Origin of the sequence: Salipaludibacillus neizhouensis (assembly GCF_002886185.1) — a bacterium.
GTDB lineage: Bacteria > Bacillota > Bacilli > Bacillales > Salisediminibacteriaceae > Salipaludibacillus > Salipaludibacillus neizhouensis.
In genome coordinates, this window is sequence record NZ_KZ614147.1 from 432,459 (window position 1) to 453,708 (window position 21,250).

21 protein-coding genes and 6 tRNA genes are annotated in these 21,250 nt (G+C 38.2%); 25 read left to right on the top strand and 2 right to left on the bottom strand.

Annotation, left to right across the window (positions count from 1 at the left end; translation table 11 throughout):
• Positions 1–107: 107 nt before the first annotated feature.
• Together CEF18_RS19040 and CEF18_RS19045 are read left to right on the top strand one after the other, a co-directional pair.
• Entirely contained in the window at positions 108–1,253 is a 1,146-nt protein-coding gene (locus CEF18_RS19040; RefSeq protein WP_110938097.1) for an aminotransferase class V-fold PLP-dependent enzyme, read from the top strand.
• A gap of 12 nt (positions 1,254–1,265) precedes the next feature.
• Entirely contained in the window at positions 1,266–1,970 is a 705-nt protein-coding gene (locus CEF18_RS19045; protein ID WP_110938098.1) for a DUF554 domain-containing protein, read from the top strand.
• A 172-nt stretch (positions 1,971–2,142) separates the two neighbouring features.
• Here the strand turns inward: CEF18_RS19045 and yyaC are convergent, their stop codons facing one another.
• On the bottom strand, positions 2,143–2,763 hold the full coding sequence (gene yyaC, locus CEF18_RS19050) for a spore protease YyaC (RefSeq protein WP_407690426.1): 621 nt from the start codon (positions 2,761–2,763) through the stop codon (positions 2,143–2,145).
• A gap of 85 nt (positions 2,764–2,848) precedes the next feature.
• Here yyaC and CEF18_RS19055 point away from each other — a divergent pair, with 85 nt between their 5' ends.
• The 13 genes from CEF18_RS19055 to CEF18_RS19110 all read left to right on the top strand — a co-directional run bounded on the left by CEF18_RS19055 (position 2,849) and on the right by CEF18_RS19110 (position 14,225).
• Positions 2,849–3,868, top strand: coding sequence for a YkvI family membrane protein (locus CEF18_RS19055; protein ID WP_110938100.1), 1,020 nt, complete (start codon positions 2,849–2,851; stop codon positions 3,866–3,868).
• 55 nt (positions 3,869–3,923) lie between these two features.
• A complete protein-coding gene (locus CEF18_RS19060) occupies positions 3,924–4,124 on the top strand; it encodes a DUF951 domain-containing protein (RefSeq protein WP_110938101.1) in 201 nt (66 codons plus the stop codon).
• Positions 4,125–4,353: 229 nt separating this feature from the next.
• Entirely contained in the window at positions 4,354–5,454 is a 1,101-nt protein-coding gene (ychF, locus tag CEF18_RS19065) for a redox-regulated ATPase YchF (RefSeq protein ID WP_110938102.1), read from the top strand.
• Between the two features lie 209 nt (positions 5,455–5,663).
• The gene (rpsF, locus tag CEF18_RS19070) at positions 5,664–5,951 is read left to right on the top strand and encodes a 30S ribosomal protein S6 (RefSeq protein WP_110938103.1); all 288 of its coding nucleotides are present in this window, start codon (positions 5,664–5,666) and stop codon (positions 5,949–5,951) included.
• Between the two features lie 44 nt (positions 5,952–5,995).
• The gene (gene ssb / locus CEF18_RS19075; protein ID WP_110938104.1) at positions 5,996–6,553 is read left to right on the top strand and encodes a single-stranded DNA-binding protein; all 558 of its coding nucleotides are present in this window, start codon (positions 5,996–5,998) and stop codon (positions 6,551–6,553) included.
• 42 nt (positions 6,554–6,595) lie between these two features.
• On the top strand, positions 6,596–6,823 hold the full coding sequence (rpsR, locus tag CEF18_RS19080; protein ID WP_110938105.1) for a 30S ribosomal protein S18: 228 nt from the start codon (positions 6,596–6,598) through the stop codon (positions 6,821–6,823).
• A 441-nt stretch (positions 6,824–7,264) separates the two neighbouring features.
• On the top strand, positions 7,265–7,450 hold the full coding sequence (locus CEF18_RS19085; protein WP_110938106.1) for a hypothetical protein: 186 nt from the start codon (positions 7,265–7,267) through the stop codon (positions 7,448–7,450).
• 213 nt (positions 7,451–7,663) lie between these two features.
• A complete protein-coding gene (locus CEF18_RS19090; protein ID WP_110938107.1) occupies positions 7,664–8,599 on the top strand; it encodes a YybS family protein in 936 nt (311 codons plus the stop codon).
• Positions 8,600–8,611: 12 nt separating this feature from the next.
• On the top strand, positions 8,612–10,582 hold the full coding sequence (locus tag CEF18_RS19095; RefSeq protein WP_110938108.1) for a DHH family phosphoesterase: 1,971 nt from the start codon (positions 8,612–8,614) through the stop codon (positions 10,580–10,582).
• Positions 10,579–11,022, top strand: coding sequence for a 50S ribosomal protein L9 (gene rplI / locus CEF18_RS19100; protein WP_110938109.1), 444 nt, complete (start codon positions 10,579–10,581; stop codon positions 11,020–11,022). Before CEF18_RS19095 ends, rplI begins: the two co-directional genes overlap by 4 nt.
• A gap of 33 nt (positions 11,023–11,055) precedes the next feature.
• Complete coding sequence (dnaB, locus tag CEF18_RS19105; RefSeq protein ID WP_110938110.1) at positions 11,056–12,414, top strand: replicative DNA helicase; 1,359 nt, start codon at positions 11,056–11,058, stop codon at positions 12,412–12,414.
• 163 nt (positions 12,415–12,577) lie between these two features.
• Entirely contained in the window at positions 12,578–12,745 is a 168-nt protein-coding gene (locus tag CEF18_RS26090) for a hypothetical protein (protein WP_183041153.1), read from the top strand.
• A 193-nt stretch (positions 12,746–12,938) separates the two neighbouring features.
• Positions 12,939–14,225, top strand: a complete 1,287-nt coding sequence (locus CEF18_RS19110) for an adenylosuccinate synthase (protein ID WP_110938111.1) — start codon at positions 12,939–12,941, stop codon at positions 14,223–14,225.
• Positions 14,226–14,411: 186 nt separating this feature from the next.
• On the opposite strand, the gene CEF18_RS19115 is transcribed toward CEF18_RS19110, so the two are convergent.
• The gene (locus CEF18_RS19115) at positions 14,412–15,044 is read right to left on the bottom strand and encodes a 3'-5' exonuclease (protein WP_110938112.1); all 633 of its coding nucleotides are present in this window, start codon (positions 15,042–15,044) and stop codon (positions 14,412–14,414) included.
• A gap of 324 nt (positions 15,045–15,368) precedes the next feature.
• Here CEF18_RS19115 and CEF18_RS19120 point away from each other — a divergent pair.
• From CEF18_RS19120 to CEF18_RS19165, 10 genes are all read left to right on the top strand, one after another.
• Positions 15,369–15,444, top strand: a tRNA-Lys gene (locus CEF18_RS19120).
• Between the two features lie 18 nt (positions 15,445–15,462).
• Positions 15,463–15,537: transfer RNA gene (locus tag CEF18_RS19125), tRNA-Glu, on the top strand.
• A 102-nt stretch (positions 15,538–15,639) separates the two neighbouring features.
• A tRNA-Met gene (locus tag CEF18_RS19130) sits at positions 15,640–15,716 on the top strand.
• A gap of 59 nt (positions 15,717–15,775) precedes the next feature.
• Positions 15,776–15,851 (top strand) — tRNA-Asp (locus CEF18_RS19135).
• Between the two features lie 54 nt (positions 15,852–15,905).
• Positions 15,906–15,981, top strand: a tRNA-Phe gene (locus CEF18_RS19140).
• Between the two features lie 12 nt (positions 15,982–15,993).
• Positions 15,994–16,069, top strand: a tRNA-Thr gene (locus tag CEF18_RS19145).
• Between the two features lie 478 nt (positions 16,070–16,547).
• Positions 16,548–17,273: a response regulator YycF gene (gene yycF / locus CEF18_RS19150; RefSeq protein WP_110938113.1), complete on the top strand. Its 726-nt coding sequence runs from the start codon at positions 16,548–16,550 to the stop codon at positions 17,271–17,273.
• 2 nt (positions 17,274–17,275) lie between these two features.
• Positions 17,276–19,102, top strand: coding sequence for a cell wall metabolism sensor histidine kinase WalK (gene walK, locus CEF18_RS19155; protein WP_110938114.1), 1,827 nt, complete (start codon positions 17,276–17,278; stop codon positions 19,100–19,102).
• 2 nt (positions 19,103–19,104) lie between these two features.
• Entirely contained in the window at positions 19,105–20,457 is a 1,353-nt protein-coding gene (locus tag CEF18_RS19160) for a YycH family regulatory protein (RefSeq protein WP_110938115.1), read from the top strand.
• Positions 20,444–21,244 carry a two-component system regulatory protein YycI gene (locus tag CEF18_RS19165; RefSeq protein ID WP_110938116.1) on the top strand — a complete coding sequence of 267 codons (801 nt, stop codon included), beginning with the start codon at positions 20,444–20,446 and terminating at the stop codon, positions 21,242–21,244. The genes CEF18_RS19160 and CEF18_RS19165 overlap by 14 nt, the downstream gene beginning before the upstream one ends.
• The last annotated feature ends 6 nt before the right edge of the window (positions 21,245–21,250 follow it).

Sequence of the window (21,250 nt, forward strand, 5' to 3'; positions counted from 1 at the left end):
ACAGAGAAATTTAAAAGTTCTATCTAGTATCTAAAGTTGGGAACGTCTAAGAAGTAATTTAGATAATACAAAGATAAAATCTACGTCGTTTTAATGGAGGTCTAAACATGATTTATCTTGACCAAGCATCTTCAAGTTTCCCTAAACCGGCTAGTGTAGCTCAAGCAATGGCTGACGCAGTAAATACATATGGTGCAAATCCGGGGAGAAGTGGACATCAACTTTCAAGACAGGCGAGTTTCATAATAGAAGAAACAAGATCAAAGTTAAAAGATATGTTTCAGGCACCTTCTGTTGAAAGAATTATTTTCACTTCAAATGCAACTGCAGCTCTTAACCAAGCGATTGCTGGCTTGTCCTGGGAAAAAGGGGATCATGTTATTACTACAGTACTAGAGCATAATTCGGTAAGAAGACCTTTAGAAAGATTACGAACCGAAATTGGTATCAACGTAGATTACATAGGGGTGGATGGGAATTGGACAGAGGAAATCAGTAAAAAGATAACAAAACAAACAAAGCTAGTAGTAGTAACTCATGGATCGAATGTAACCGGACAGATACTTCCAATTCAAGAAATTGGGCAACTAGTTTCAGAATACGATGCTCTTTTTTGCGTAGATGGTTCGCAAACGGCAGGTATATTGCCAATTAGTATGAAAGAAATGAGGATAGACATGCTAGCAGTGCCAGGGCACAAGGCTTTGTTGGGGCCTCAAGGTGTTGGCGTTCTTCTTGTTGGAACAAAAGTGGAACTTAAGCCTTTATATGTAGGTGGTACTGGAAGTCAATCAGAAAAACCTGAACAACCTTGTTTGTGGCCAATAGGTTGGGAAAGTGGCACGATGAATACGCCTGGGATAGCAGGTTTACTAAAAGGTATACTGGAAGTGCAATCAAAAGGAATAACTGATATTCATGAACATGAAAAACAGTTAACGTCTAAATTGATTCAAGGACTGAAAAAAATAGACGCTATTACGATTTATGGGCCGGAAGAGGGAGAGGACCGTTTAGGCGTTGTCTCATTCCAACTAGATAGCATTGATAGTCATGAAATAGCAATAATATTAGATAACCATTATCAAATTGCTGTTAGAGCCGGGTTACATTGTTCACCAATGATTCACCAAACGTATCAAACGACTACCGGCGGCTTAGTCAGGGTTAGTGTAGGAATATATAATACCGAAAATGAAATAATAAAGTTTTTAGAAGCGATGAAAGAAATAAAAGAAGGTTTACTTGGATAGGGGAATTTTTGAATGGTGTTGTTGGGAACGCTAGTAAATGGACTAGCGATTATTATAGGTGCATGGATAGGAGTAAATGTAAAACATTTCTCCCAGTCGATGAAAGATACAGTAATGAAAGCGATAGGATTAGCAGTTCTTGTACTTGGGTTTACAATGACTTTGGAAGGCACGGAGTTTCTAATTTTAATTTTTAGCCTTGCATTAGGTGGAATAATTGGTGAAAGAATGAATATTGAAGGTAAATTGAATGAATTAGGATCATGGTTAGAACGGAAAATGAAGAAAAGTAGTGATGGAAAAATAGCAGAAGGTTTCGTAGCAGCAACACTCCTTTTTGTTGTAGGAGCAATGGCAATTATTGGGGCATTGGATAGTGGATTTCGCCAGGATCATTCTGTTTTGCTTACGAAATCAGTACTTGATGGATTTTCTTCGATTGTATTTGCGGCAACGTTGGGTATTGGTGTCATGTTTTCCGCTGTTCCAGTAGTTATATATCAAGGACTAATAGCGTTGTCAGCTACCTTTATTATCCAATGGCTACCAGAAGAGTTACTTGATGTAATGATTAGTGAAATTACAGCGGTAGGCGGAATTATGATCATTGGTATTGGTTTGAACTTATTAGGATTACCAAAAATCCGTATAGCAAATCTGTTGCCATCCATCGTCATTGCCGTTTTATTTGTCTTGATATATTATCGTTTCTTTTAGTCTTTCTTTGTTAACGCAGAAAGTGGTTTTAAAAGGCTGTATGTTAAAAAGTGTGGCTCAAAATTGGCTAGGTGGAGCTTTCTGTATAGTTCTACTGGATGAAAGAGAGAAGTCAGCATCACTTGCTTCTCTCTTATAAGGAGTAAGATAATAATTGAACGAGTCGCGAATACTAAAGATTGATTTCCTTTTGAGGCGCAACAGCCAGTGTTGTGGCTCTTTTTTTCTGCCAAAATGCAGCACGCCATATTGCTCTCGACATTGATTCTGCCATATCCATTACTAGAGAAAGTCTCGTATTTTGTAAAACTAACATTTCCATGTAACCCGAGACGTTGACAATCCCAGTCATGTGAATATCTCCTACTGGTTGAAGACTTTTTTGAACAGCGGCACCAGGTTTAACTGGACCGTCAGCGACCGTCATATAACCGACACTTGTCGTTCGACCTAAACATGCATCGACAGCAATAATATAAGGATTATCATGAAGGGTCTTAATGGTTATCATTGTTTCTTCTAAATTTTTGGCATGAACTGGAGAGGATAGACTTCCGTAAATAGAAAATAAGGGACATTGCCGTTCTAATAATTTAGTTCCAATAAGAGGCCCTAGTGAATCACCAGTTGAACGATCGCTGCCAATACAGACGATTACAATAGATCTATCCTCACTTGCCGGTAAGAAAGAAAAGACAGCAGAGGCCAGTTGCTGTACTCTGAGAGGCTCTTCTACGTGGATCCTAAAGGAGTCTGAATTCTTTTTATGAAAAAGTTGTCCATAATTCATCATATAACCCTCATTTCAAAAATAGTAGTAACAGTATACGGATCAAAACATGGATCTATACGTCAAAAGATTGAAATGAGGGATTGTTTTGTGGAAAGCCGGGATTAAATGGATGTTTCTTATTATTGGAACGATGATTGGGGCAGGATATGCATCAGGTAGAGAATTATGGCAATTTTTTGGATACGAAAGTGGACTAGCAATACTTTTATTCACAGTATTATTCTTTACGTGTACTTTTGTAATTATGACGATTAGTCAAAATCATGGTTCCGAGCATTATTTACCAATATTAGAGCAATTGATGGGTAAGAAACTGACCAAACTGTATGATGGAATGATTATCCTGTACTTATTTTCCACGACAGTCATTATGATGGCTGGCGGAGGTGCAACTTTAGAAGTATTACATGTTTCTTATTGGTATGGGGTAATGATTCTGGCTTTTCTTTTAGTACTACTTTTTATATGGGGCATCAATGGAATGACATCCATAAATGCGCTCATTATTCCATTGCTCATTTTTTTCTTAGTGACTACTCTTCTAGTTTTTCAAAAAAGCGTAGGATGGGATATGGGATTTGAGTGGACAAAGCAGGCAAATTGGCCATCTGCATTTACATTTACCGCTTTAAATATATTACCTTTGATAGCAGTATTAGGTGCTATTGGTTCAAAAATAAAACATCGTGGTGAGATATGGATTGCAAGTATAGGGAGTGCCAGTACGCTAGGGGTCATCTCTTATCTTTATAATCAATCGTTAATACAAGTAGCGCAAGAGGTAATGATTTATGAAATACCATTATTCGCTATTTTGAAAAATTATCCGTATTTCATGGTTCTGGTTATGTCGGGATTGCTGTGGGCTGCAATATTTACTACAGCTGCCTCGGGTATGCTCGGATTGTGTACAAGACTTCAACCTTTAATAAAGATACCATTTTGGGCGCTGGCATTAGTCCTGTCAATCCTAATGATGCCTTTAACAACCTTCGGATTTTCAAAATTAGTTGGAATACTTTACCCTTTATATGGGTTATTAAACCTTTATATACTAGCATCAATTATGCTTTACCCAATTATCCATAAGTTTGATAACACTTGAAAATAAAGTTGGTGTATAATAGGGGACAACCAATGGAAACAGGAGTGTGAAAGATATGAAAGACACGCCATTCGCATTGCACGATGTTGTAGAAATGAAAAAGCAACACCCATGTGGAGTAAATCGCTGGCAGATTATTCGAATGGGAATGGACATTAGAATAAAGTGTCTTGGCTGTGAACATAGTGTAATGATCCCAAGGAAAGAGTTTTCTAAAAAGATTAAAAAAGTTCTTGAAACGAAAGAGCAGTTATGATGATAGAGATTTTCGCTTGATGCGGGAGTCTCTATTTTATTAGTATTTAAATCGCTTCTACTCGATAACTGATACTCTTGCGCTTTTTCATATAAATCTCTATAATTAATAAGGATGTAGTTTTGGACGAGAAGAAATCATTGAAATAAAAATTGTGTTCAATAATCGGAGACACGTATGATGCATGTTTCCGTCACTTAGTGAACTTCCAATAAAAGGAGTATGATGTATGGCTTTAACAACAGGAATCGTGGGACTACCAAACGTAGGTAAATCCACGTTATTTAATGCAATTACACAGGCTGGAGCAGAATCAGCAAATTACCCGTTCTGTACGATTGATCCGAATGTAGGGATTGTAGAAGTCCCAGACCCAAGACTGGATAAGCTAACAGAAATGGTTACACCTGATAAAACGGTTCCGACAGCTTTTGAATTCACGGATATTGCCGGAATTGTGGAAGGTGCCAGTAAAGGGGAAGGGTTAGGGAATAAGTTCCTATCTCATATTCGTCAAGTAGATGCCATTTCTCATGTTGTACGCTGCTTTAATGATGACAATATTACACACGTGTCTGGCAGTGTGGATCCAATTCGCGATATTGAAGTGATAAATCTCGAATTAATTCTAGCTGATATGGAAGCGGTGGACAAACGTATTGGTAAGGTCGAAAAGTTGGCTAGACAAAAAGATAAAGATGCTGTTGTTGAATATGAAATCCTTTCGAAGCTTCGAGATGCTTTTGAAGAAGAAAAGCCGGCTCGAAGTGTGGAATTTACGACAGACCAACAAAAAATCGTAAAAGGTTTGCATCTATTAACATGGAAACCAGTATTATATGCAGCAAATGTGAGTGAAGATGAGCTGTTAGATGTTTCTGGTAACCCAAATGTGAAAAAGGTAATGGACTTTGCCAAAGAAGAAAACTCCGAAGTGATTGTTGTATGTGCAAAAATAGAGTCTGAAATTGCTGAGTTGGATGGCGATGAAAAAGAAGAATTCTTACAGGACTTAGGAATTGAAGAATCAGGATTAGACCAGTTAATTAAAGCTGCGTACAATTTACTGGGATTAGAAACATATTTTACAGCGGGGAAACAAGAAGTAAGAGCTTGGACAATTCTTCATGGAACGAAAGCACCTCAGGCAGCAGGAGTCATTCATACAGACTTCGAGCGAGGTTTCATTCGCGCTGAAGTGGTTTCTTATGAGGACCTAGTAAACGCTGGATCCATGAGCACTGCGAAAGAGAATGGAAAAGTAAGATTGGAAGGTAAAGAGTACGTTGTAAAAGATGGAGATGTCGTTCATTTCCGTTTTAATGTATAAATTAGGAAGAGGATAGTGGGGGTACTCGAACCCGGCTATCTTTTCTTTGTTTTCTGGATGTTCTAGATGTTTCTAAAGAATAGTAAAACGCTACTTGTTTCGTACTCTTATATCTGATATACTATATTCTTGCGAGCAAAAGGAAATAAATGCTTGCTCCTTGCTCTTTTCTATAGGAAGAGGGCCTAGACCAAAAGGAGGTGACAGAAATGCGCAATTATGAAATTATGTACATCGTACGTCCTAACTTGGAAGAAGCGGCAACAAAAGAAATTGTTGAACGATTTAACAAGGTATTGACGGACAACGGCGCAGAATTGAATGAAACGAAGGAAATGGGTAAGAAACGTCTTGCTTATGAAATCGAGGATTTCACAGAAGGCTACTACGTTCTCGTAAAATTGAACGCTGAGAAGCAAGCGCTTGACGAATTCAACCGTTTAAGTTCCATTAACGATAACATCTTACGTTCTCTTATCGTTCGTGAAGATGACTAATTTAAAATGATAATAGATTGAAACCATTCCGGGGAGGAATTCGGATGATAAACCGCGTTGTCTTAGTTGGACGCTTAACAAAAGACCCAGAACTACGTTACACAGCCAACGGAATTGCTGTTACATCTTTTACTTTAGCTGTAAATCGCCCTTTCACAAACACACAGGGAAATAAGGAAGCCGATTTCATTAATGTTGTGGTTTGGAGAAAACCAGCTGAAAATGTAGCTAACTATCTTAAAAAAGGAAGTTTAGCAGGCGTTGACGGTAGGTTACAAACAAGAAACTTTGACAACAGTGAAGGGCGACGTATTTTCATGACAGAAGTGGTAGCCGATAGCGTTCAATTCTTAGAGCCTCGCGGTTCTGGAGGATCTGGAGGTGGCGGAAACCAAAATGCTGGACAAGGTGCGGACCAAAGCAATTATGGGCAGCAAAATGATAACAGCGGTTATCAGGGAAATCCGAACCAAGGATCTGGGCAGCAAGGTTTTGGTCAAGGAAATAAAAGTGGTCAAGGAAATCAATCAGGTTCAAATGATGATCCATTTGCCAGTGATGGTAAGCCGATCGACATTAATGATGATGACCTGCCCTTTTAAACCGATTGTAAATCGGGGAAAAATATAAAAGGAGGGATACGCATGGCACGTCGTGGTCGTCCAAAGCGTCGTAAAGTATGTTACTTTACAGTAAATAAGATTACAAAAATTGACTATAAAGATTTAGATTTGCTAAGAAAGTTTATCTCTGAGCGTGGGAAAATTCTTCCTCGCCGAGTAACTGGAACTTCTGCAAAATATCAGCGTCAATTAACTCGCGCAGTTAAGCGCTCTCGTACAATGGCATTATTGCCGTTCGTTACGGAATAGTTTTAGATTAGAAGGCCTTTCAGTAGTATTTTATGCTACTGAAAGGCCTTTTTGTATTGGAACGATGTTTTAAGGCTGAATCTGGTATTCTGTTAGAGACCGTTGTTTCTTTCCAAACAACCTTCGGTGATAACAAAGCAATAAATTTACGTAATTAGAATAATCTAAGGTTAAGAAAGCAGCTTCTTTTGCATTAAAGTAAGACGGCTATGCCGTTTTTTTTAATATATAAAAATTAAGTGAAGTGCAGATAGAGAGTCTCGGATTCTTATGTTTGAAGTGTTTGTCCGGGGAAAGCAAACGGTTTAGGAATGAATTAATCGCTATCTAGAGTTGTCTAAATTAAATTCAATGTTTTGGAATAGGTATTTCGTGAAATAAGTATCTATACCTGCTTTAAAGAGCTGAACTTACACAAAGGTATGAAAGGAAAGATAGTAGATGAGTGATGATAAAAAAGAAATAACTGAGCAGATGGAGAAAAGCCTCCATCTAGCCCATGGATTTGGTCACGAAGTATATAAAAAAAGTTTGGATAAAAAAATCGAAGTAGAACAAAAACGTGAAAAGGAATATTTGGAAAGCTTAAAGGTAAATAAAGAGTTAATTCACAAGATTAACCGCTAAAATTCTTGACATAACAAAATAAACACTGGAGAAGCGACCAAACATTTTGGTTGCTTTTTTTTAGGTGAAGTTGAGTTAATGTCATGATTAATCTTGCATGAAGCTGGAATAAATCATTGGCTTTTAACAGGTTTTTACTTAGGTTTTCTAGAAGAAGCATGATAAAATAGAGAGCAGTGTTGAAAGAATTACTGAAATGAGGGAACGAATTACATGGACCGTTCGAATTTATTACGAGAAGGGGGATTGTGTCTAGGCCTGTTTTTAATACTTACAGTGTTTGCACTGTGGATTCCGGTTCTAGGTTTAGCCGCCTTTTTCTTTTTATCTATACCGTTTATTTATTTTACATTCAAATATGAACTTAAAGCAGGGATAAGTTTAGCACTGATAGCTTTTTCAATTCTCTTTATCCTTTTGGGGCCATCAGCATTACCAATTGGAGTATTTTTTCTTCCAAGTGGTGTTATTATTGGAGAACTATACAGAAGGAAAAAAGAGGCATTTGCTGTATTAGTGGGAGGTGCGTTAAGCTATGTTGTGGCGATCGTATTTATTTTTATTGCTGCAGTTTTAATTTTAAATGTAGATCCTGTTGCGGAAATGCAAGCTGTCATGTTAGAGTCTGTGGAAATGACGGAACAAATGATGCCGCTACTTGGAGAGGCCGAGGAAGATGCACTTCAGACGTTTTATGATTTTGTAGATTCATTATCGGTGATTGCACCATCACTAATGGTTATGATTGGTGTCGGATTCGCCTTTACTGTTCAAGTAATTGCATCCTTTATCCTGAGAAAAAAAGGGGAAGATATTTCAAGGTTTCCTCCTTTTAGAGATTGGGGATTTCCTAAGGCATTTATATGGTATTATTTAATCACGTATCTTTTTATGTTCGGAGGAATAGAAGAAGGGACTGCACTGTATACTGCAGTATCTAATTTATCACCAGTTTTAGAAATGATCATGATTATTCAAGGTTTTGCACTCGTATTTTTCTATTTTCATTACAAAGGCAAAGGGCTTGTATTTCCTATCATAGTGGTGGTAATGTCGTTTCTTTTACCATTTTTCCTTCATATCATAAGGATCTTAGGTATAATTGACTTAGGTTTTGACTTAAGAAAGCGAATGAACTCGCAGAAATAGGAGTTGTGGATAATGCCGAAATTCCTGTTAAAACGATGGCATGGTTATCATGTAATGGCGCTGTTAAGCGTTTCTGTGCTGTTTACCGGGATATTAACATATTACCAATGGCAATGGGGTCTTCTAGGCTTAATGAGCATTGGTGTTGTTTTATTTTTAATTATACGTGCCAGAAAACATTTTGTAGAAGAACTAGCAGATTACATCTCTACGCTTACCTATCGAGTCAACAAAGCTGGAGAAGCTGCAGTAACAAAATTACCGATAGGTATTCTTCTCTATAATGAAAATAGATATGTACAATGGATTAACCCCTATTTAACAAAACTTATCGATAAGGATGTAGTAGGGGGTTCTATTACTGTTTTCACAGAAGATCTATTAAAACAAGTGAATGATGAAAAAAAACGTTTTATCATTTCTATTAATGATCAAAATTATCGCGTATTTCATGAACCAGACGAAAGACTACTCTATTTTCTTAATGTCACGGAAGAACAAGCGTTTAAAGAGTTATTTGAGAAAGAGAAAACAGTTATCGCACATATTTATCTCGATAATTATGATGAAGTGACTCAAGGGATGGATGACCAGGTAAGAAGTAAATTACTCACACATGTGACGGACACGTTAAATAGATGGTCAAAGGAATATGATGTCTTTATTCGAAGAACAGCTTCGGACCGGTTTATTGCTGTCTTTAATGAGCAAGCTCTTGCAGCTTTAGAAGAAAACAGATTCACGGTTTTAGATGAAATTAGAGACAGGACCGGTAAAGAAAAGGTGTCATTGACGCTGAGCATTGGAATAGGAAGCCGCGAGACATCTTTAAGAGAACTTGGAACGTTAGCGCAGTCAAGTTTAGATTTGGCTCTGGGACGTGGCGGCGACCAGGTTGCCATCAAGGAGAAAACGGGTAAAGGTCGTTTCTATGGTGGAAGATCAAGCGCGATGGAAAAACGAACAAGAGTCCGGGCCAGGGTCATTTCACATGCTATTAGGGACTTTATTAATGAAAGTGATAAAGTCTTTATAATGGGGCATAAAAACCCGGATATGGATTCTATTGGCGCGGCAATTGGGATGTTAAAAATTGCGGAAACGAATGGGAAAGACGGATTTATTATATTAGACCCGGACGAAGTTAACCAAAGTGTTCATAAATTACTGGGAGAGATTCAAGAGCATGATGACTTATGGGCTCAGTTTATTACACCGGAGGAAGCAAATGAGGAAGCGACAGACGACACGTTGCTTATTGTTGTTGATACCCATAAACCTTCTCTGGTACAAGAACCTAAGCTCTTGGAAAAAATGGATCGAACCATTGTGATCGATCACCATAGACGCGGTGAAGATTTTATAAATGATGCTGTACTTGTTTATATGGAACCATATGCATCATCGACAGCTGAACTAGTCACAGAGTTACTTGAATATCAACCAAGTCATCCGAATTTAGATGTCTTGGAAGCAACCGCGCTCTTAGCAGGAATCATTGTGGATACGAAAAGCTTTGCAATTCGAACAGGATCAAGAACGTTTGATGCAGCATCTTACTTGCGAAGTAAAGGAGCAGACACGACGCTCGTGCAAAAACTTCTGAAAGAGGACTTGGATCAGTACGTTAAACGTTCCAAACTTGTTGAGCAAGCACATATTTACACAGGCGGCATGGCTATTGCGACTGGGTATGCAGGAGAAGCATACGGCCAAGTCCTTATTGCGCAGGCAGCTGATACATTATTAACAATGAATGATATCGTTGCTTCCTTTGTTATTTCCCGAATTGATGATGGCCGCGTGAGTATTAGCGCTAGGTCACTTGGTGAAGTAAATGTGCAAGTAATTATGGAAAGTATGAACGGTGGAGGCCATTTAACGAATGCTGCGACACAAGTTGATGGTATGACGATTGAGGAAGTAGAAGAAACGTTGAAAACAAAAATTGATGAGTACTTCAAAGGGGGACAAACAACATGAAAGTTATCTTTCTAGAGGACGTAAAAGGAAAAGGTACAAAAGGTGATGTGAAAAATGTTTCTGAAGGTTATGCAAGAAACTATCTATTGAAAAATAATCTTGCAGTAGAAGCTAATAAAGGTAATATGAAGTCACTAGAGAAAAAGCAGGAAAGTGAAGATCGTCAAGTAGAAAAGGAACTTGAAAATGCCGAAAAATTCAAAGAAGAAATCGAGAAACTCACGATAGAAGTCACTACAAAGGCCGGAGAAAATGGACGTCTATTCGGTGCCGTGACCAGCAAACAAATCGCTGAACATTTAAAGAAGATGGATCTCAAAGTTGATAAGCGTAAAATAGAAATGAATGAACCGATACGCGCATTAGGGTATACGAACGTTCAAGTAAAAGTTCATCCCAAAGTAATGGCGACGGTGAAGGTGCATGTCACGGAAGAATAAACTATTCCAAGCGGGAAATGAGGGAAGTGGGTCATGAATGACTTAATTGCCGATCGCACACCACCGCAAAATATCGAAGCCGAGCAGGCGGTGTTGGGAGCAATCTTCATTGAAGATCAAGCCCTCATCACCGCCTCTGAACGTTTAAATCCGGAAGACTTTTATCGTGCAGCACATGAACGTATTTTTACAGTCATGTTACTTCTCTCTTCTAAAGGAGAACCTGTGGATTTAGTTACTGTGACATCGGAATTACAGACGAAAAACTGGCTCGAAGAAATTGGCGGTGTGTCTTATTTAAGTGACCTGGCAAACGCAGTACCAACTGCTGCGAATGTCCACTACTATAGTGAGATCGTAGAAGAAAAATCATTACTAAGAAGACTTATTCGTGTAGCGACTAACATTACTGCAGAGGGATACGCAGCAGATGAAGATGTTGATGCTATTTTAAATGATGCAGAAAAATCGATCCTCGAAGTGTCACAAAAAAAGAATGCAGGGGAATTCGTAGAAATAAAAGACGTGTTAGTCGAAGCATTTGATAAAATTGAAATGCTTCAAAATGCTACTGGAGATGTTACAGGAATCCCATCAGGCTTCTCTGAGTTAGATCGTATTACTGCCGGTTTTCAGAAAAATGATTTAATTATAGTGGCAGCAAGACCTTCTGTGGGGAAAACAGCTTTTGCTCTAAATATTTCGCAAAACGTTGCAACAAAAACAGATGAAAATGTAGCGATATTCAGTTTGGAGATGGGAGCCGATCAGCTCGTCATGCGTATGTTGTGTGCAGAAGGAAATATAGATGCACAAAGACTTCGAACTGGTAAACTAGAAGATGAAGATTGGCAACGTTTGACAATGGCGATGGGAAGCCTCTCAAAGGCTGGAATATATATTGATGATACACCGGGAATAAAAGTGAAGGATATTCGCTCTAAATGTCGGCGTTTAAAGCAAGAACGTGGTTTAGGAATGATTATGATAGACTATTTACAACTAATAGCAGGCGATTCCCGAAGTGGCGAAGGACGTCAACAGGAAGTATCAGAAATATCGCGAGAATTAAAAGGACTTGCCCGTGAGTTGGAAGTGCCAGTTATTGCTTTATCCCAGCTTTCTCGTGGCGTGGAGCAAAGACAGGACAAGCGTCCAATGATGTCCGATATCCGGGAATCAGGGAGTATTGAGCAGGACGCGGATATTGTTGCGTTCCTCTATCGTGATGATTATTATGATCAGGAATCGGAGCAAAAGGATATTATAGAAATAATTATAGCTAAACAACGTAATGGTCCGGTAGGCACCGTAGAGCTTGCTTTCGTAAAAGAATATAATAAGTTCGTTAATTTAGAACGGCGTTATGAAGAAAGCGGAGTACCATCCTAGAAAAGAGGCAGAGATGCCTCTTTTTTTTAGGGCTTTGTTTTTATAAACGTTGTTGTTTCTGAAAAAAGAGGAAATCATAAATAGAGAAACTTCAAAAAGAAGTAAACATATGTAAATCCCGGAGACTGGATTTCATATGCTATCTGCCCGTGGAAGAGTTTCAATGAATGTAAAAATGGTTTTAAAAAACAGTATTACAGAACTAATGCTCATTTTTCTTATAGATAACAGGTTTGTTACATACACTAACAAGTCTTGTTATATGGGATGGTATGAAGGGGGAAATTGGGCAATTAACGAGAAATCAGCAACAATTAACGAACAAAAATAGATTTACTTTCGTTAATGTTCGGAAAAAAGTTGACTGACTAGGGGTGGAACTGATAAAATAACGATGGCAAATAAGTTAACCAATACAATAACTATAGAATAGTAATTCAAGATCAAGGACTAGTAACAGAAAATAGTTTTTATTGAATGAAAGCAAGGCGAATGTGTTAAAAAAACCTGGAGGTGCTCGATTAATGCCATCTGTCGTAGTTGTAGGAACGCAATGGGGAGACGAAGGAAAAGGAAAAATTACTGATTATTTATCTGAACAAGCAGAGTTAATTGCTCGTTATCAAGGTGGAAATAATGCCGGACATACGATTGTATTCGGAGGTACAAAATATAAGCTTCATCTAATTCCATCGGGTATTTTCTATAAGGACAAAACGTGTGTTATTGGTAATGGCATGGTTATTGATCCTAAGGCTTTGGTTGAGGAACTTAAATATTTGCATGATATGGGAGTAGATACGAGTAACCTTCGTATTAGTAACCGTGCACATGTTATTTTACCGTATCATTTGAAGCTTGATATCGTAGAAGAAGAAAGCAAGGGCGAAAACAAAATCGGAACAACTCGTAAAGGAATAGGTCCTGCTTACATGGACAAAGCAGCTCGAGTTGGAATTCGTATTGTTGATTTATTAGATAAAGAAACCTTCGAAGAAAAGCTAAAGGTCAACTTGCATGAAAAGAATCGTTTGTTTGAAAAAGTGTATGAAGTAGATGGCTTTAAAATGGAAGATATTTTAGAGGAGTACTACGAATATGGCCAGCAGTTTGCGGACTATGTGGCAGATACTTCCGTTATCTTGAATGATGGTTTAGATGCAGGAAAACGTGTGCTTTTTGAAGGTGCACAAGGAGTAATGCTTGATATCGACCAAGGGACATATCCTTTTGTAACCTCATCGAATCCAATTGCAGGTGGAGTTGCTATCGGTTCAGGTGTAGGTCCATCTAGAATCAATCATGTAGTAGGAGTGTCTAAAGCTTATACTACTCGAGTAGGTGATGGTCCATTCCCAACAGAGCTGAAGAATGAAATTGGCGATAAGATCCGTGAAGTCGGAAACGAATACGGCACAACTACCGGTCGTCCAAGACGAGTGGGTTGGTTTGACAGTGTAGTCGTTCGCCATGCTCGCCGAGTGAGTGGGATTACCGACCTGTCATTAAACTCTATTGATGTATTAACAGGTATCGAAACATTGAAAATTTGTGTTGCATATAAGTATCGTGGTGAATTGATGGAAGAGTTCCCTGCGAGCCTTAAAGTGTTAGCTGAATGTGAACCAGTGTACGAAGAACTTCCAGGTTGGTCAGAGGACATCACAGGTGTGAAGTCGCTTCATGATTTACCTAGGAACGCCCTCTTTTATATTGAACGCATTTCACAGCTCACAGGCATTCCACTGACGATCTTTTCAGTTGGACCTGATAGAAACCAAACAAATCTCGTTCGTGGTGTATTTGCGTAACCAAGAGTCTTAGAAGGGCCTAGTTTTAAGAGGTCATTAAAAAATGTGGAATTCTAGCTAAAGGTTTTACTTATAGATGAACAAGAGCACCGAAAAGTCGAGTTTGACTTTTTCGGTGCTCTTGTGTTTTAAAACATCTTTTCTATTCAAGATTATAAATTTTAATAAAAAAAAGCAAAAAGAAAATTAGCTTCCCTTTTTGCTTAGATTTTTCTTCATAGATCTTTGTTTCTTTTTATTCATACCAGGGGTTATACATGCTTCCTCTGAAATAATACCGTGACACAGATCAAGCCTTTGTAGAAATGTCTCCTCATCAAACGCATTATATATTTCGGATGCTTTTAATATAATATGAGCGGCAACACGTGCGTCCTCCAATGCGTGATGGTGCTCGAAATCCATATCGAAATGGTAAGCTATCGTGTTTAGTTTATGATTGATAAATTCCGGCCAAGTTTTTTTGGCGATACTAACAGTACAGTTATATTTCATCATTGGGTAGGGAATGCTATAGTGGTCAAGCACGTTTCTTAAAACATTAATATCAAAAGCTGCATTATGAGCCACAATGAGATTGTTGTGAAAGTAACCAGATAGTTCTGGCCAAAGTTGATCGAATGTCGGTTCTTCTTTGACGTCGTCCCATGTTATGCCATGGACTTGCTCAAAATAAGGATCGAAATAAGGGTTTTGAGGACGTATGAGCGCGTATTTTTCGTCTACTATTTCATCATTGACTACGCGCACCATACCGATAGCACAAACACTACCCTTTTCTCTTGAAGCAGTTTCAAAATCAAGCGCAACAAAATTCATTTTTTCACTCCAACTCCTAAACTATGATGCTACTAGATTATCAATAGTAATAACTAAATGAAAGAGAAATAAGAGTTATTTACTTTATAATTCATAAAACTTTAGGTATTGTTGCTTTTCTTAGAACATAGTGACCCGAATCTACTCTATGTTGCTGTTAAAGTTAAATAAGTCTACATGATCAAAAGAAATATAAAAAAATTTATAAAACATGTTGCATCATTAGAATAATAGTGATAAGATAATTCTTGTCGCCAAAAGCGTATACTTCAGTTGCAAGGCAAGTATGATCTAAAGATCCTCATGCTTTAGCCATCAGATGAAGAGCCATTAGCTCAGTTGGTAGAGCATCTGACTTTTAATCAGAGGGTCGAAGGTTCGAGTCCTTCATGGCTCACCATTTTTAAATAAAGTTTATGGCCCGTTGGTCAAGCGGTTAAGACACCGCCCTTTCACGGCGGTATCACGGGTTCGAATCCCGTACGGGTCACCAAAAAAACTATTGACATTTTAAATAGTTTTAGGTATAATTAATTCTGTTGTCCCTCATACTAATAGGACAAGGGTAAAGAAGTAATAAACACTTTAATATTGTCGCGGGGTGGAGCAGTCTGGTAGCTCGTTGGGCTCATAACCCAAAGGTCGGTGGTTCAAATCCGCCCCCCGCAACCAATTATTTTTTTTGCTTAAAAACCCAAGAAAAAACCAATTTTACATAAATATATTGATGCGGTCCCGTGGTGTAGCGGTTAACATGCCTGCCTGTCACGCAGGAGATCGCGGGTTCGAATCCCGTCGGGACCGCCATATTAATTTATCTCTAATGATAAATTCAGAATTAATCTTCTCAAACCAATCTTTGGCTCAGTAGCTCAGTCGGTAGAGCAATGGACTGAAAATCCATGTGTCGGCAGTTCGATTCTGTCCTGAGCCACCACTTTTTTAAAGTGCTGGCCTAGCTCAATTGGTAGAGCAACTGACTTGTAATCAGTAGGTTGGGGGTTCAAGTCCTCTGGCCAGCACCAGTAGTACTTCTATATGAGAAAATGTCACTTATCCAAATAGGGATAAGTTTTTTTGTGTTTAAAACTTACGTGTAACCCTGGAAGACAGAATGCATGGTACAAGGTAGTTTTTGAAATATGAAAAATGTCGAAAAGTGAAGAAATTAATTTCCAGGGAAATAATTGATATTAATCGGGGGAAGGTTAGGTTTGAGTGTTTTCTTGTACATGGATATAAGACTACTTCAATTAGCTCTAAGCGGATGCTTTCCGCAGACAAGAAATACTCAAGCTCCTTGTAATTTCCGCCCGGATATGTCGGTTCTTAAAAACAGTTCATGTTTTAGAATGAAGTAGTTCATGAAATATGAATTATAAAAACTGTTAACCTTGTAAAAGAGAAGATGGTAATTTTACCAGTTGGAAGTGACCCTACTTCTAAAGTTGAAGCTAGTGATCTATATTTTTAATGTGATAGAATAGAGAGAGTGAAAGATAAATGGGAGTTGATCTAATAGTGGACAAGCAAAGAATTCTAGTGGTAGATGACGAAAAGCCGATAGCGGATATTATAAAGTTTGGTCTGGAGAAAGATGGATTTGATGTTGTGTGTGCTTATGATGGTAACGAGGCTGTAGAAAAGGTAAAGGAATACGTGCCAAATCTGATTCTTTTAGACATTATGCTTCCTTATAGAGATGGAATGGAAGTTTGTAGAGAAGTACGGAAAACATATGATATGCCAATTATCATGTTAACAGCAAAAGATTCTGAAATCGATAAAGTACTAGGGTTGGAACTAGGTGCGGACGATTATGTCACCAAGCCTTTTAGTACTAGGGAATTAATTGCAAGAGTCAAAGCAAACTTACGCAGGAACCAAAAGTCACAAGAACCGGAAGAAGAAAATAAGAATATTAAAATCGGTCCTTTACTCATTCAACCAGAGGCTTATCTTGTTACTAAAAGGGATCTGCCAGTAGAACTGACTCATCGGGAATTTGAACTTATCTACTACTTAGCTCGACATATTGGACAAGTGATGACAAGGGAACACCTCCTTCAATCGGTATGGGGCTATGACTATTTCGGAGATGTAAGAACAGTGGATGTTACTGTTCGTAGACTTCGTGAAAAGGTAGAAGATAATCCTAGTAACCCAGCTTGGATTGTGACTAGACGGGGAGTAGGTTATTATCTCCGCCAAGGCGACCAGGAGAACTAAGAATGAAAAAAATTCGTTTCTATAAATCAATTCATGTAAAGATTGTCATCATCTACGTGCTATTGATTATGATTGCCATGCAAGTAATTGGGGTGTATTTTACACGTCAATTAGAAGACCATCTCGTAGCTAATTTCTACGATACATTAGATGAGCGTACCGTTCTTCTAGAGTATAATATTGCACAGGAAATGCTGAGAGATGAAGAGACCGACGATGAAGACGGTCCTACACTTAGGCAGAGAATTGACGGATTGTTATCTGAGTTTTTCAGAATGGAAAATGCCGCAAATATTCAAGTGATTGATGAAAATGAAACGGTGGTGACGGCTACTAACCGTGCACACCATAAATATATCGGACAACGAACAACGGACTACCGAGTGAAACGTGCTTTGTTGGATATCGAATTTGACCAACCGATGCTCGAGCCTAATACTTACCGCCGTATGCGAGTATTAGCTACTCCAATAAAAGATGAAGATCAGATAATTGGTGCCATCTATATAGAAGCTCCTATGGAGGAGATCTATGAACAGATGGAGGAAATAAAACAAATTTTCCTTACTGGAACTATTATTGCGCTTTTTTTAACCGCAGCACTTGGAACAATACTTTCTCGCACAATTACACGTCCAATTGTTGACATGAGAAGACAATCGGTAGTAATGGGTACGGGAGACTATTCCCGGAATGTTGTCGTCTATGGGGACGATGAAATTGGACAATTGGCCACTAGCTTTAACGAACTAGCCAATAGTTTACAGGAGGCTAATGCTTCTACGGAGGGTGAAAGAAGAAAGCTTTCATCGGTACTCACACATATGACAGATGGGGTTATAGCTACGGATAAAAAGGGTCATATTATACTGATGAATCGTCGGGCAGAGGAAATGTTAAATCAACAACAAGAAGACGTAATAAGCGTGGAAATTACAAAGATACTCAATCTCGATAATTTTATGAAATTAGAAGATCTCTACGGTATTACAGATCCAATTTTACTAGATTTTGATATTGAGAAAGAAGAAACGATTCTAGAAGCTCATTTTTCTGTGATTGCAAAAGAAAATGGCATGGAAAACGGGTTAATTGCAGTCCTACATGATGTAACGGAACAAGAACGAATTGAGGAAGATCGCAGAGAATTTGTGGCAAATGTGTCCCACGAACTCAGAACACCTCTAACTTCTATGAAAAGCTATTTAGAAGCATTAGTAGACGGAGCAATGGATGACCCTGAAATTGCTCCTCAGTTCCTTCAAGTAACATCGAATGAGACGGAAAGAATGATTCGTCTTGTGAATGATTTATTGCAACTAACAAAAATGGATAGTAAAGACTATCAAATGATTACAACGAGTATTAACGTTACAAGTTTTGTTGATCAAATTATTGATCGCTTTGAAATGGTTACCAAAAATGAAGCTATTCAATTTAAACGAAAAATACCTGAAAAGTTGTACGCAATAAAAGGTGACCGTGATAAGTTGACCCAGCTTATGGATAATATCATTTCTAACGCAGTAAAATATTCCCCGCAAGGTGGAACGATTACTGTGTCAGTGAAACCCGAAAAAGAACGTATTGTTATTAGTGTGAAGGATGAAGGTGTTGGTATCCCGAAAGAAAATATTCCTCATGTATTTGATCGTTTCTACCGTGTAGATAAAGCACGATCGAGGAATCTTGGCGGCACTGGTCTTGGTTTAGCAATTGCAAAAGAAATTGCAATGACCCATGGTGGAAACATTTGGGTAAGCAGTGACTGGGGTAAAGGAACGACATTCTCCTTTAGTTTGCCGTATGACGATGAGGAGGGAATTTGACCATGATTGAAAATATCAAAACAGTGGTTCTTTGGTTCCTTGTCTTGACTAGTATGACTTTAACATGGTTTATTTTGTCTTACCAACCTGAATACGATAATTTAGAGGATATTGATATTGATTATGTCCAAAGTGAGGAAATCGGTGAGTCACGTTCGATAAATGAAGTTATATCGCCAAAAGAGATATTAATTCATAATCAAGAGGATATCTCTTGGATCCAACCTATTGAAGGTCATTATCCTGCTTTTATGGAGTTCCTCTCTGAGCTTGAATTAGAATACTTTGAGAGTGGCAGTAGTGAAGATGCTCCTTCGTTAGATCAGACTTTAAATGGGCTAGAACTTGTTTTCAGTGAAGCGATTAAACATGAATGGATATCTGATTTATTTAATGTAGATGAAAACATACTCCCAGAGGAATTAGATCAAATTGATCGAGTCATTCTTCTTGAAGATTCTTCGGGTGAGGGATCTTCTGTGATACTTCAATTAATCTCTACAGAACTTGAAGTTATTTATAATTTTGACATTGCATCTTTAACAATAGATCAATTAGAGCAGATGTATGAGGAAAGTGAAGAGTATCAGATTCCAGTAGAAAAACGAATCTTAAATGATGATAGTATGGACGATGCCTTTCAGCAAGTTATCTATGTTCCGACACAACCTTTTACACTAAAGGAATATACGTATGAAACGGCAGATCTGCCGATTGCTTCCTTTATTCAAGCTCTTTTTACTGATCCGGAATATGTCGATCGGTCCCCATTAGGGAGCCAAACTGATTCTTATACAGATGGTAATCGTATGATGGAAATTCAAGATAGCGAGAATTTAATTAATTATGTGCGACCTGGTGTGGTTGGGAGTCCGATATCAGAGGAAGAGTCTTTATTAGAGACAGCTGTAGATTTTATTAATGGACATGATGGATGGACGGATGAATATTACATCGGTGAATTAGAACAGTTCATGGACAGTAATGAAATCTCTTTTCGGTTACACGTAGATGGAATCCCAGTGTTTGGTTCGAATAGAAGCGCAGAATACTATACGATGCGCCTAGCTCGTTCAGGCGGCCAAATAAGTGAGTATGATCGACCAATATTTAAACTCGATAGTGCAACGTTTGAAGATACAGTTGAGATGCCTTCTATTCATGAGGTAGATCATCAACTTGAGGAAGAAGAGTGGTACAACCTAGAAACAGTCGAAGATATTCGCGTTGGATATTATATGACAAGACATCGCTCATTTGTTACTTTTCGTCCTGCATGGTATGTAGAGACACAAAATGGAAGATGGACACGGCTTGATATGAATAGCGAGGAGATGGAAAATGGATTGGAGTAAGGCAAAAACAATTTTCATTATCACTTTCTTATGCTTAAATGCATTTTTAGGATATCAACTTTATGAAAAAGAAACGCAAAACTATAGTGTGGCGCCGGAAGCATCATCGTTGCAAGAGCGGCTTATCCAGCAACGTGTTGAAATTATCGATGATAATCCTGAGGAGACGGTACAAGGTGCTCCTATCTCTGGCACCTATCGTACGTTTGATGAGTCTTTTCTTGAGGAAAATCTCGAGGATCAAGAAGCAGATTTACTTAATAGTACAACTATTTATTCGGTTCTTGAGAATCCGTACAAAATTGTTGATGCTAATATAGACGCAAGTGTAGAGGCGTTCTTAACTAGGCATGTATATAACGGAGAGGAATATGATTTTGCAGTCTATAATGAAGAAGAAGGTAAAATTGGACTCTATCAAACGTATGAAGGGCGTAAAATAGATGATTATGAAGGGGATAATCATCACTTGATATTAGATATTTCCGAGGATAATAATGTGGAATCTTACACGCAGACATATATGAATATAAGAGATCAGGAGGAAGACCGAAAACAAGAGTTATTGTCTCTTTACAAGGCGGTTGAACAGGTATTAGATGCATCACTCTTGAGTGTGGGTACAATCATTGAAGACTCTGAATTGGGTTATTACAATTACAATCTGGGCGAAGGACAAAGGCAATCACAAATGTATGCACCTGTTTGGCGAATCAAAGCAAAAGACCAGGTGTATTATGTAGATGCGTTAGAGGGTGGTTTAGTAGAAGTGGAACCAACTAGTTAATTGGAG

What these genes read in the sequence shown, in the direction of transcription:
- CEF18_RS19040 (WP_110938097.1), top strand. Translation starts at nt 108, where the DNA reads ATGATTTATCTTGACCAAGCATCTTCAAGTTTCCCTAAACCGGCTAGT.
- CEF18_RS19045 (WP_110938098.1), top strand. Translation starts at nt 1,266, where the DNA reads ATGGTGTTGTTGGGAACGCTAGTAAATGGACTAGCGATTATTATAGGT.
- yyaC (WP_407690426.1), bottom strand. Translation starts at nt 2,763, where the DNA reads ATGATGAATTATGGACAACTTTTTCATAAAAAGAATTCAGACTCCTTT.
- CEF18_RS19060 (WP_110938101.1), top strand. Translation starts at nt 3,924, where the DNA reads ATGAAAGACACGCCATTCGCATTGCACGATGTTGTAGAAATGAAAAAG.
- ychF (WP_110938102.1), top strand. Translation starts at nt 4,354, where the DNA reads ATGGCTTTAACAACAGGAATCGTGGGACTACCAAACGTAGGTAAATCC.
- rpsF (WP_110938103.1), top strand. Translation starts at nt 5,664, where the DNA reads ATGCGCAATTATGAAATTATGTACATCGTACGTCCTAACTTGGAAGAA.
- ssb (WP_110938104.1), top strand. Translation starts at nt 5,996, where the DNA reads ATGATAAACCGCGTTGTCTTAGTTGGACGCTTAACAAAAGACCCAGAA.
- rpsR (WP_110938105.1), top strand. Translation starts at nt 6,596, where the DNA reads ATGGCACGTCGTGGTCGTCCAAAGCGTCGTAAAGTATGTTACTTTACA.
- CEF18_RS19085 (WP_110938106.1), top strand. Translation starts at nt 7,265, where the DNA reads ATGAGTGATGATAAAAAAGAAATAACTGAGCAGATGGAGAAAAGCCTC.
- CEF18_RS19090 (WP_110938107.1), top strand. Translation starts at nt 7,664, where the DNA reads ATGGACCGTTCGAATTTATTACGAGAAGGGGGATTGTGTCTAGGCCTG.
- CEF18_RS19095 (WP_110938108.1), top strand. Translation starts at nt 8,612, where the DNA reads ATGCCGAAATTCCTGTTAAAACGATGGCATGGTTATCATGTAATGGCG.
- rplI (WP_110938109.1), top strand. Translation starts at nt 10,579, where the DNA reads ATGAAAGTTATCTTTCTAGAGGACGTAAAAGGAAAAGGTACAAAAGGT.
- dnaB (WP_110938110.1), top strand. Translation starts at nt 11,056, where the DNA reads ATGAATGACTTAATTGCCGATCGCACACCACCGCAAAATATCGAAGCC.
- CEF18_RS26090 (WP_183041153.1), top strand. Translation starts at nt 12,578, where the DNA reads ATGAATGTAAAAATGGTTTTAAAAAACAGTATTACAGAACTAATGCTC.
- CEF18_RS19110 (WP_110938111.1), top strand. Translation starts at nt 12,939, where the DNA reads ATGCCATCTGTCGTAGTTGTAGGAACGCAATGGGGAGACGAAGGAAAA.
- CEF18_RS19115 (WP_110938112.1), bottom strand. Translation starts at nt 15,044, where the DNA reads ATGAATTTTGTTGCGCTTGATTTTGAAACTGCTTCAAGAGAAAAGGGT.
- yycF (WP_110938113.1), top strand. Translation starts at nt 16,548, where the DNA reads ATGGGAGTTGATCTAATAGTGGACAAGCAAAGAATTCTAGTGGTAGAT.
- walK (WP_110938114.1), top strand. Translation starts at nt 17,276, where the DNA reads ATGAAAAAAATTCGTTTCTATAAATCAATTCATGTAAAGATTGTCATC.
- CEF18_RS19160 (WP_110938115.1), top strand. Translation starts at nt 19,105, where the DNA reads ATGATTGAAAATATCAAAACAGTGGTTCTTTGGTTCCTTGTCTTGACT.
- CEF18_RS19165 (WP_110938116.1), top strand. Translation starts at nt 20,444, where the DNA reads ATGGATTGGAGTAAGGCAAAAACAATTTTCATTATCACTTTCTTATGC.